This window comes from Motilibacter deserti, assembly GCF_011250635.1.
GTDB classification, from domain to species: Bacteria; Actinomycetota; Actinomycetes; order Motilibacterales; family Motilibacteraceae; genus Motilibacter_A; species Motilibacter_A deserti.
The window spans coordinates 1-10,405 of sequence record NZ_JAANNP010000068.1; the positions used below are offsets into that span (position 1 = coordinate 1).

Annotated in this window: 11 protein-coding genes; 5 read left to right on the top strand and 6 right to left on the bottom strand. The window is 74.0% G+C overall.

The window, feature by feature from the left end:
- Positions 1-514 (bottom strand): MCP four helix bundle domain-containing protein (locus G9H71_RS19120; protein ID WP_166284385.1); only part of this gene is annotated, 514 nt, incomplete at its 3' end.
- A 221-nt stretch (positions 515-735) separates the two neighbouring features.
- On the opposite strand from G9H71_RS19120, the gene G9H71_RS19125 reads away from it, so the two are divergent.
- From G9H71_RS19125 to G9H71_RS19145, 5 genes are read left to right on the top strand one after another with little or no spacing between them, the layout of a single operon-like run.
- Positions 736-1,164, top strand: coding sequence for a DUF3151 domain-containing protein (locus G9H71_RS19125; RefSeq protein ID WP_166284386.1), 429 nt, complete (start codon positions 736-738; stop codon positions 1,162-1,164).
- On the top strand, positions 1,161-2,357 hold the full coding sequence (locus tag G9H71_RS19130; protein ID WP_331273118.1) for a phospholipase D-like domain-containing protein: 1,197 nt from the start codon (positions 1,161-1,163) through the stop codon (positions 2,355-2,357). The genes G9H71_RS19125 and G9H71_RS19130 overlap by 4 nt, the downstream gene beginning before the upstream one ends.
- A gap of 10 nt (positions 2,358-2,367) precedes the next feature.
- Positions 2,368-3,357, top strand: a complete 990-nt coding sequence (locus G9H71_RS19135; protein WP_331273119.1) for an NAD(P)/FAD-dependent oxidoreductase — start codon at positions 2,368-2,370, stop codon at positions 3,355-3,357.
- Positions 3,354-4,829, top strand: a complete 1,476-nt coding sequence (locus G9H71_RS19140) for an MFS transporter (protein WP_331273120.1) — start codon at positions 3,354-3,356, stop codon at positions 4,827-4,829. The genes G9H71_RS19135 and G9H71_RS19140 overlap by 4 nt, the downstream gene beginning before the upstream one ends.
- A gap of 2 nt (positions 4,830-4,831) precedes the next feature.
- Positions 4,832-5,845 carry a zinc-dependent alcohol dehydrogenase gene (locus G9H71_RS19145; protein ID WP_166284394.1) on the top strand — a complete coding sequence of 338 codons (1,014 nt, stop codon included), beginning with the start codon at positions 4,832-4,834 and terminating at the stop codon, positions 5,843-5,845.
- Between the two features lie 252 nt (positions 5,846-6,097).
- On the opposite strand, the gene G9H71_RS19150 is transcribed toward G9H71_RS19145, so the two are convergent.
- The 5 genes from G9H71_RS19150 to G9H71_RS19170 form a co-directional block, all read right to left on the bottom strand.
- A complete protein-coding gene (locus G9H71_RS19150; RefSeq protein WP_231135112.1) occupies positions 6,098-7,189 on the bottom strand; it encodes a ThuA domain-containing protein in 1,092 nt (363 codons plus the stop codon).
- Positions 7,190-7,310: 121 nt separating this feature from the next.
- Complete coding sequence (locus G9H71_RS19155) at positions 7,311-7,880, bottom strand: GNAT family N-acetyltransferase (RefSeq protein WP_331273121.1); 570 nt, start codon at positions 7,878-7,880, stop codon at positions 7,311-7,313.
- The gene (locus G9H71_RS19160; RefSeq protein ID WP_166284388.1) at positions 7,877-8,440 is read right to left on the bottom strand and encodes a GNAT family N-acetyltransferase; all 564 of its coding nucleotides are present in this window, start codon (positions 8,438-8,440) and stop codon (positions 7,877-7,879) included. Before G9H71_RS19160 ends, G9H71_RS19155 begins: the two co-directional genes overlap by 4 nt.
- A 41-nt stretch (positions 8,441-8,481) precedes the next feature.
- Positions 8,482-9,765, bottom strand: coding sequence for a hypothetical protein (locus G9H71_RS19165; RefSeq protein WP_166284389.1), 1,284 nt, complete (start codon positions 9,763-9,765; stop codon positions 8,482-8,484).
- On the bottom strand, positions 9,762-10,286 hold the full coding sequence (locus G9H71_RS19170) for a SigE family RNA polymerase sigma factor (RefSeq protein WP_166284390.1): 525 nt from the start codon (positions 10,284-10,286) through the stop codon (positions 9,762-9,764). Before G9H71_RS19170 ends, G9H71_RS19165 begins: the two co-directional genes overlap by 4 nt.
- Positions 10,287-10,405 lie beyond the last annotated feature (119 nt).

Consider the following 10,405-nt stretch of genomic DNA (forward strand, 5'->3'; position numbering starts at 1 on the left):
CGCTGACCGTGGGCAGCAGGTCGTTGCGGTAGTAGTCCGCGAAGCCCGCGACGTCGCCCTTGTCGGCGATCGGGAAGAGCTCGGACGTCGCCTTGTCCAGCATCAGCTGGTAGTTGGTGACGAACGTGTCCAGCGTCGCCTGCTCGGTCGTCGTCTTCTGGTACTCGGCGATGCCCTCCTCGACGGCCGCCTTCTTCTCCTCGAGCTCCTCGAGGAGAAGCTTGCGCGTCTCAGGGGTGGCGACGCCGTACTCGAGCAGTCGGGCCCGAGCGGCCTGGAAGCCGCGGAGCGTGGCGCCGAGCGTGTTCAACGGCTTGACGTTCTCGTCGAACATCGACTCGCCGCGGTCACGCAGGTTCTGCGCCTGGGTGATGCCGAGCGTGCCCACGACCACGGCCACCAGGCCGAGGACGCCGAGGGCGGTGAGGATCTTGGCGCCGACCCGCAGGTTGGTGAACCAGCCGGTCCGGCCTGTCTTGGTGCGGGCCTCGCGGTCCGCGGCTCTCGTGGTCATCTCGGCCTTCCGGCTGTCGTCGGGTCTTTTCGTGAGGCAGTTGGAGATAGCGTCGGCGCGGGAGAGATCGAGTTGAGGGGACGAAGGGCCCACGGATTGACCCGATCGGGCGAACCGCGTTCTAGACGAGGACTAGATGTCGGTGGCTCGGTGAACCAGATGTGCGGGGCTCGGAGCCGGGCGGGGTGGAGCGGAAGGCCCGTGCCAGGCAGGATTCGTCCGTGACCTTCGAGAACCTGCTGCCCGGCCCACCGCCCACCTCGCTGCCCGACGACGTCGACGCCCGGTCCGCGCTCGAGTCCGCCCTGGCCGGCGGCGAGGACGTCCGGCCGGTCGCGGCGGCGCACCCCTCCTACAGCCTGGCCTGGGCGGTCCTCGCCGAGCAGGCGCTGGACGCCGGCGACGCGGTGACGGCGTACGCCTTCGCCCGGACCGGCTACCACCGCGGGCTGGACGCCCTGCGCCGCTCCGGATGGCGCGGGCACGGTCCCGTGCCGTGGGAGCACGAGCCCAACCGCGGCTTCCTGCGCGCGCTCGGTGCGCTCGGCCGGTCGGCCGCCGCCATCGGCGAGGAGCCCGAGGCGGAGCGGTGCCGGGACTTCCTGCGCGACAGCAGCGCGACCGCAGCGTCCGAGCTCCCCGCCTGGTGAGCCGCGCCGCGCACACGGCGGCGGGCGCCGAGGACGTCCTCGAGCGGCGCGAGGCGCTGCGCCGCCGCCTCGAGGTGCTCATCGGCACCCCCTTCACCGAGGGCAACCGGCTGACGGTCCTGCGCAACGGGGACGAGATCTTCCCGGCGATGCTGGAGGCGATCCGCGGCGCCCGCCGCACTGTGGACCTGATGACCTTCGTGTGGTGGCAGGGCGACATCGCCCAGGAGTTCGCCGCCGCCATGTGCGAGCGCGCGGGCGCCGGCGTACGCACCCGGCTGCTCATCGACGCCCTCGGCGGCCGCCTCATCGACAAGGACCTCGTGCGCCGCATGGCGCGCAGCGGCGTGCAGGTCGAGTGGTTCCGCAAGCCGGTCGTGAAGTCTCCGTTCAAGCAGAACCACCGCCTGCACCGCAAGGTCCTCGTCGTCGACGAGCAGGTCGCGTTCACCGGCGGCGTCGGCATCGCGAAGGAGTGGTGCGGCGACGCCCGGGACGAGACCGAGTGGCGCGACACGCACCTGCGCATCGAGGGGCCGGCAGTCGACGGGCTGCAGGCGGCGTTCGTGCAGGACTGGGCCGAGACCGGGCGCGTGCTCTACGACGAGCGCAACACGTTCCCGCAGCAGCCGCAGTGCGGGGACTCGCTCGTGCAGGTCGTGCGCGGCTCCGCGAGCCTGGGCTGGGACGACATGCAGTCCTGCTTCCACGTCATGCTCCGCGAGGCGCGCGCGCGGCTGCGGCTGGCGACGGCGTACTTCGCCCCCGACAAGTCCTTCCTCGACACGCTCTGCGCGACGGCCGCCCGCGGGGTGGAGGTCGACGTGCTGCTGCCGGGGCCGCACGCGGACAAGCGCGTCTGCCAGCTGGCGAGCATGGCGCAGTACGAGACGCTCACCGAGGCGGGCGTGCGGGTCTGGGAGTTCCAGCCGTCGATGATGCACCAGAAGGTCCTGACCGTGGACGGCTACGCGGCCGTGATCGGGTCCTCCAACTTCAACCGGCGCTCGCTGGACCACGACGAGGAGGTCGTGGTCGCAGTGCTCGACGAGCAGGTCGTGGACGTGCTCGACCGCGCGCTCGACGACGACTTCGCGCGCAGCGAGCGCATCTCGCTGGCCGAGTGGGAGGAGCGCTCGGCGCTGCAGCGGGTGCTCGAGACGTCGACCGCGCCGCTGCGGCGGTGGCTGTGACGGGGCCCTGGTGAACGCGCTCGCCGCCGACCGGGTGGTGCGCGCCCTCGGGCCGGTCGCCGTCGTCGGGGCGGGCATCTCCGGGGCCGCGTGCGCCGGCGCGCTGGCCGACGGCGGGCTCCGAGTGCGGATGTACGACCGGGGCGAGGGGCTCGGGGGACGGCTCGCGTCGTACGCGGTCGACGGCCGGATGGTCGACGCCGGCGCGTCGTACTTCACCGTCTCGGACCCCCGGTTCGCGGCCGTGGCGCAGGACTGGGAGCGGCGCGGTGTGGCGCGGCCGTGGACCGACACCTTCCACGTCGCCGGGCCCGAGGGCATCACCGGGACGTCGTCCGGCCCGGTCCGCTGGGCCTGTGCCGGCGGGCTGCGCTCGATCGCCGTCGACCTGCTCGGTGAACGGCGGGTCACCCACCCGTACGACGTCGAGAGCGTCGCCCCGGGGCCGTCCGTCGACGGCGAGGTCGCGGAGGCCGCGGTGCTCGCGATGCCGGACCCGCAGGCCGCCGACCTGCTCGCGCCGACGCTCCGGGAGGAGCTGGCCGTGCTCGAGGACCGGACGTGGGAGCCGGTGCTCGCACTGGCGGCGGGCTGGGACCGCCGGTCCTGGCTGCCCGAGCTCGACGGCGTGTTCGTCAACGACAGCCCGGTGCTCGGCTGGGTCGCGGACGACGGGCGCCGCCGTGGCGACGGGGCGCCCGTGCTCGTCGCGCACTCGACGTCCGCCTTCGCCGAGGCCAACATCGACGACCCTGCCGCCGCGGTGGCTGAGCTCGTCGCCACGGTGCGCGCGGTGCTGGGCGTCGGGGAGGAGCCGCGCTGGGTGCGGGTCCACCGCTGGTCGCTCGCCCGGCCCGTCGAGGGCCGCGAGGCGCCGTTCTTCCTGGGGGAGGCGATGGTGGGGCTCTGCGGGGACGGCTGGCACGGCAAGCCACGGGTCGAGGCGGCGTACCTCTCCGGCCTCGAGCTCGGGCAGGCCCTCGTGGAGCGGCTGACGTGAGCGGGACCGGGGGCGAGCTGCGCTACGGCACGGCCGCGGGGCGCTGGGTGCTGCTGGTCACGATCCTCGGCTCCGGGATGGCGTTCCTCGACGGCACGGTCGTCAACGTCGCGCTGCCCCGCATCGGCGAGGACCTCGACGCCGGCCTCGCGGCCCTGCAGTGGACCGTCAACGCCTACACGCTGACCCTGGCGGCGCTCATCCTGCTCGCCGGCGCGCTCGGCGACCGCTTCGGCCGTCGCCGGGTCTTCCTCGTCGGCGTGGTGTGGTTCGCCGTGACGTCGGCCGCCTGCGGTCTCGCGCCGGACGCGACGACGCTCGTGGCGGCGCGCGCGCTGCAGGGTGTCGGCGCCGCATTGCTCACGCCGGGCAGCCTGGCGATCCTGCAGGCCTCGTTCGCCCGCGAGGACCGTGCCCGCGCCATCGGCGCGTGGTCCGGGCTGGGCGGCATCGCCGGGGCGGTCGGACCGCTGCTCGGCGGCTGGCTGGTCGAGGCGGCGTCGTGGCGCTGGGCGTTCTTCATCAACCTCCCGCTCGCCGCGGTCGTCGTCCTCGCCGCGCGCCACGTGCCGGAGTCGCGTGACGAGCAGCGCGCCCCCGGGCTCGACCTGCCCGGCGCGGCGCTCGGGGCGCTCGCGCTGGCCGGGACGACGTACGCGCTCACCGCGTGGCCGGAGGACGGCGCGTCGCCCGTGGTGCTCGGCGCGCTCGTCGGCGGGCTGGTCGCGCTCGGCGCCTTCGTGCTGCGCGAGCGGTCCGCCCGGTCGCCGATGCTCCCGCTGGGGCTGTTCGGCTCCCGTGCGTTCACCGCCTCCAACCTCGTGACCTTCGCGGTGTACGCGGCGCTGGGCGGCGTCTTCCTGCTGCTCGTGCTGGAGCTGCAGGTCGTGGCCGGCAGCGGGCCGGTCGCGGCCGGCGCGGCGCTGCTGCCGGTGACCCTGATCATGCTGGCGCTCTCGGCGCGCATGGGCGCGGTGTCGGAGCGGACGGGGCCGCGGCTGCCGATGACGGTGGGGCCGCTCCTTGCCGCGGCCGGGACGGTGCTGCTGGCCGGGGTGGACGCGGAGACGGCGTACGCCCGGGACGTGCTCCCCGGGGTCCTGCTCTTCGGCCTCGGGCTGTCGGTCACGGTCACGCCGCTGACCGCGACCGTGCTCGGGAGCGTCGACGACCGCTACGCCGGCACGGCGAGCGGGGTCAACAACGCCGTCGCCCGGGCCGCCGGCCTGCTCGCGGTCGCGGCCCTGCCGCTGCTCGTGGGCCTGTCCGGAGACGACTACGCCGACCCCGCCGCGCTGCAGCCGGCGTACCGCAACGCGATGCTCGTCTGCGCCGGGCTGCTCGCCGCCGGTGGGGTGCTGGCGGCGCTGTCCGTGCCGGGGCGTGCGCGGCGGGAGCCGCAGGTGTCGCTGCCGCCCAGCTGCCAGGCAGTGAGCGGGCCGGTCCACCCGGGGAGCGACGGGCCTTCGTGAGCATGCGCGCCTTCGTCATCACCGGCCCTGGGCGGGCCGAGGTCCAGCAGGTGCCGCGGCCGGAGCCGCGCACGGGCGAGGTGGTCGTCGACGTCGAGCGCGCGGGCGTGTGCGGCACCGACGTCGAGGTCTTCACCGGCGAGATGTCCTACCTGCACGACGGGCAGGCGGCCTATCCGGTGCGCATCGGGCACGAGTGGGCCGGCACGGTCGCGTCCGTCGGCCCGGGCGTGGACGAGTCGTGGGTGGGCCGCCGGGTCACGGGCGACACCATGCTGGGGTGCGGCGCCTGCGACCGGTGCGTGCGCGGCAAGCAGCACCTGTGCGCGGACCGCTACGAGATCGGGATCCGGCACGGCTGGCCCGGCGCGCTGGCCGAGCAGCTGCCCGTTCCCGTGACGGCGCTCGTGCCGCTGCCGGACCACATGGACGCCGCCCTCGGCGCGCTCGTCGAGCCGGGCGGCAACGCGCTGCGTGCCGTGCTCGGTGCGGACGTCGGCCCCGGTGACCGGCTGCTCGTGCTCGGCCCGGGCACGATCGGGCTGCTCAGCGCGCAGGTCGCGGCTGCCCGCGGTGTCGAGGTTCACCTGCTCGGGCGCGACGAGCCGACGCTCGAGTTCGCCCGGTCGCTCGGCTTCGGATCCACGTGGACCCGCGACACGCTGCCCGCGCTGCGTTGGGACGCGGTGCTCGACGCCTCGGGCGCCGCCGCCCTGCCCGCGCTCGCCGTGGACGTGGTCGAGCCCGGCGGGCGCGTCGTCTTCATCGGCATCGCCCCCGAGCCCTCGCTCGTCGACTCGCGGGCGCTGGCCCTGCAGGACGTCACCGCCGTCGGCGTGCTCAGCGCGTCGGGCGGGCTGTCCGGCACGGTCGAGCTGTACGCCTCCGGCGCCGTCGACCCACGCCCGCTGGTCGCCGCGACGGTCGGGCTGGACGAGGTCGCGTCCGTCCTGGCCGGGCAGCGCGACCCGGCCTGGGGTGCCGGGCCGAAGGTGCACGTCGACCCGCGGCTCTGACCCCGCCTCCGCTGCTCCCGCCTCCCCACCCACGCGCTGATCATGCACATATGGCGAGTTGTCCACAGCCTCCTGGCCTGGGGACAACTCGCCAGAAGTGCATGATCAGCGCGAGGTTGGAGGGGGCCAGCGGGGCGTGGTGCGCAAGTCGACGGTCCGGGGCCGCAGACATGGGAAGGCCCGGCGCGGGTCGCCCCGCGCCGGGCCTGTTGCATCCATCCGCCGGTTGGCCCGGCGTCGGAAGGCTGAACGCTACTTCGCGTTCTCCTGGTCGTCCAGGTCCTGCTCCCACGCGATGAGCTGCGTGGCCTTCTGCACCAGCAGCTCACGGACGGCGAGGTCGTCCGCGTCGCCCTTCACCTGGTTGCGCGCCTTGGCGATGAACTGCTCGAGCAGGCCGGTGGCCGGGACCTCGTGGCCGGCGGCGGACTTCACCGAAGCGCGCTGCAGGCGGTCACTGAGCGAGGCGTACGCGGAGGCGCTCAGCCGGCCCTCGTCCTTCAGGTCGCCGAGCAGGTTGGTGACCTCGGAGTAGCTCGTGCAGTTGAACTCCTCCGCACCGGCGGTCATCTCGATCGCGCCGAGGATGTGCGAGAGCACGAGGGGCTCGGAGAAGTAGACGCCCTTGTGGCCCACGGCGGTGTAGAACGAGCGGCCGCCGTCGTAGTTCTGGCACCACGAGATCGGGTGCGGGTTGCCCATGGGGGCCGAGCCACCGGGGACGCTGTAGCCGCGCGGGTTGTAGGTGTTCTCGTCGACGTTCGCGAGCACCCGGACCTTGCCCGTCGGGTTGGTGCGGAAGTTGTACCACTCCTCCTCGCGGGTCCAGCGGTCCGGCAGCTCAGCGGTGGCCGGGGTGCCGTGGCCGAGCACGTCGACGCTCGCGACCTGGAACTGCGGGCTGACGCCGGGGACGCCCGGGTGGTCGCGGAAGTACGCGCCGACGAGGCCGCCGTACCACGCCCAGTCGTACTCGGTGTCGGACGCCGAGTGGACGCCGAGGTAGCCGCCGCCGCCCTGGATGTAGCGCTCGAACGCGCCCTGCTGGGTGTCGTTGAGCACGTTGCCGGTGGTGCAGAGGAAGACGACTGTCTCGTACTTCGCGAGGTTGGCGTCGGTGAAGACGGCCGCGTCCTCGGTCGAGTCGACGGTGAAGTTGTTCGCCGCGCCGAGCGCCTTGATGGCCGGCGTGCCCGAGTTGATGCACTCGGTGTGGCGGAAGGCCGCGGTCTTGGAGAAGACCAGGACGTCGAAGCTCTCGGCGGCCGCACCGGCCGGCGCGATGGGGGCCATCGACCCTGCGACCACGGCTGCCGCCATGGCCCACTTCGTGAACTTACGCAATTCTCGCTCCCTTGCGACCTTGGTTGTTGCGCTCAACGAACTGCCGAGGTGCGGGGAGACTAGGACGACTTAGTTCGCCCGGACAAGAGGGCGGGCCGTTCTGCGACCCTTCCGTGACCGATCAGGCGGCCGAGCGGGCGCGGTAGAGCACGTGCCTGCGCAGACGGTGGCCTTCCGGCAGCACTGGGTGGTCGAAGTCGTCGTCCGGGTCGTGCGTCATCCCCAGCCGCCGCATGACCGCCTGCGACCGGACGTTGGGCACTGCCGTGAACGAGACGACCTCGCCGAAGCCGATGTGGGTGAAGCCGAAGTCCAACGCTTCTCTGGCCGCCTCGGTCGCGAAGCCGCGGCCCCAGGACCACCGCGCGAGACGCCACGCGATCTCCACGGCGGGCATGAAGTGCGCGTCGAAGCGCGGCACCTTGAACCCCACGAAGCCCGCGAAAGCGCCGGCGTCCGGCCCCTCGGCCACCTCGACCGCCCAGAGCCCCCAGCCCTGCCGGTCGATGTCAGCCTCGCTCTGGGCCGCGAAGGCGTCGCTCTCCTCCCGCGTCAGCGTCGCCGGGAAGTGCTCCATCACCTCCGGGTCGGCGTTCAGCGCGAAGAACGGCTCGCGGTCCTCCGCCCGCCACTGGCGCAGCAGCAGCCGCTCCGTACGCAGCCCCGTGCGGCTTCGCTGAGGGACGCTCACGCCTGCCTCTCCTTCCATTCGCGGGCCAGCACGGCGTACACGAGCTCGCTGCCCCACTCGCCCTTGAAGACCCCGTTCTCGACCAGATGGGCCTCGCGTCGCATCCCGAGCCGCTCCATGACGGCAGCGGACTTCGTGTTGCGGTCGTCGCAGCGCCCGTAGACCCGGTGCAGGCCGAGCCCCTCGAAGCCGAGCCGCAGCATCTGGGCCGCCGCCTCGGTCGCGTAGCCGTGCCCCTGCGCGTCGGGGTGGAAGACGAAGCCGACCTCGCCCTGCGCGTGCTCGGCGCTGCGCCAGTTGAGCGAGACCTGGCCGAGGACCCGCCCGAGCCGCGGCACGACCACGGCGAGCGCGAGCGAGTCCCCCTCCTTCTCGAGCGCGACCGCTTCCATCCGCCCGCCGAGGAACTCGCGCGCCTCGTCGCGGGACAGCGGCTCGCCGTAGAGGTAGCGGGAGACCTCCGGGCGTGAGCGCAGGTCGTGCACGTCGTCGAGGTCGCTCTCGGCGAACGGGCGCAGCACAAGCCGCGCCGTCCGGATCGGGTAGTCGGGCCGGAGCACCCGAAGACCCTAGGGGGACGAGCGCTCCGGCTCAACGGATTTCAGCGCCCGACCACGGCGTTCCAGTCGTCGCGGAAGGTCGCGTCGACGGTCTGCAGCTCGGTCGCGCGCACGCACCCGCCCGCGCTGTCGCAGCGGACGACGGCGAAGGAGTTCGGCCGGTCCCGCGCAGCGGCCGCGGGGAAGACGAGCATCCCGTCGTCCTCGAAGGCCCCGTCGCGGAAGTTGCCGTCCCACCGGACCAGGACCGAGCCGGTGCGGGCGTCGACCAGGGCGTACTGGCTGGGGCCCACTCCGTCGGTCAGCGTCGACTCCGCGAGCGCCGTCCGGCCGTCGGGCGAGAACTCCTGCACGATCCACTCGCAGGACCGCCACAGCATCTGGGAGGTCGAGAACTCCACCACCGCCGCGCAGGGCGTGAACTCCGGCGTCTCCTCCTCCGTCAGCACGCTGAGCAGGCCGGCCCCGGCGGCCCGCCCGCGCAGCCCGGCCGGCAGCGGTGTCGACTCGCCGGTCCGGGTGTCCCACACGCTGACGTCCGGCACGCCGGTGACCGTCCCGGCGGCCTCTGCGCCCTGCGTGAGGCGCAGCAGCACGCGCGCGTCGTCGATGAAGCCGACGGGCGTCCACGCCCCGGCCACCTCGGACTGCATCGTCGGAACGCCGCCGTCGAGCACCGCGTGCAGCGTCGTCGTCGACCCGTCGCGCGGGCCGTCCGCCCACACCGCCCGCTCGCCGTTCGGCGCCGCGACCACTCCGCGGGCGTTCGTGTCCGAGAACGGCCACGACGACCCGTCGGCCTTCACGCCCACGGCCGCGCCGGGGTTCAGGTCCCCGTCCGAGGACTCGACGAGGGTCCCGACGATCCAGTCGCTGCCCAGCCGCGCGACCGAGACCGGAGGCCCGGGGAGCGCGAGCTCGACGGACACGTGCCCGTCGTGCAGGACGTTGCCGATGATGTACGGCACGGTCGGCGCCGCACCCTGCTGCAGGTCGGCGGCCGCGAGCCTGGTCGCCGCGACGGTCGAGCTCGGCGCTGGGGTCGGGGTCGGCGTGGGGGACGGCGTCTGCGGGCCGGACGTCGGCACCGGCTCGGGGCGTACGTCCGCCTCGTCCCGGCTCGCGACGACCGCGGCGGTCCCCGGGCCGCCGACCAGCACGACGGCGGCCAGCGCGCTCACGGCGCGGCGGCGTACCCGACGCTTGAGGCGGCCCGCCCCGATCGCGCGCCCGGCGAAGTCGTAGCGGCTCGGCACGACCGGCTCGGCCCGGCGGGCCAGCTCGGCGCGGAGGGCCTCCGCCACGTCGTGGTCAGTAAAGCTCATCGCGACCCCTCCTCCTTCCGCTCCGGCACGGCCGACATCCGCTCCCGCAGGGTCGCGAGGGCCCGGCTGGTCTGGCTCTTGACGGTCCCGACGGCGCAGCCGAGCACCTCGGCCACCTGGGCCTCGCTCATGTCCTCGTAGAACCGCAGGACGACCGCCGCCCGCTGCTTGCGCGGCAGCGTCTGGACGACGTCCCACAGGTCGGTGCGCTCGGCGACCGCGGTGTCGAGCGCGACGCCGGTCGCGGCCGGCTCCGGCAGCTCCTCGGTCGGCCGCTCGCCCTTCCACCGTCGCCGCCACCAGGAGACGTACGTCCTGGTCAGGGTCGTGCGGACGTACGCCTCGGCGGCGTTGAGGTCGTCGATGCGGCCCCAGGCGATGTAGGTCTTGGTGAGCGCGGCCTGCAGTAGGTCCTCGGCGGTGTGCCGGTCCCCGGTGAGCAGGTACGCGGTGCGCAGCAGCGCGCGCTGGCGGTGCGCGACGAAGTCGCTGAACTCCCGCTCGTCCTCCGCCGCGCCCACTACGACCCTCCCCGCCCGTGCGCCGTCGGTCGGCGCGTCGGGGAGTGGGACGCCTCAGGCCTCACCGGAGGTTGCACGCCGGTCCCCGCCGGTTGGCAGAGTGCCGCATTCTCGCGGCG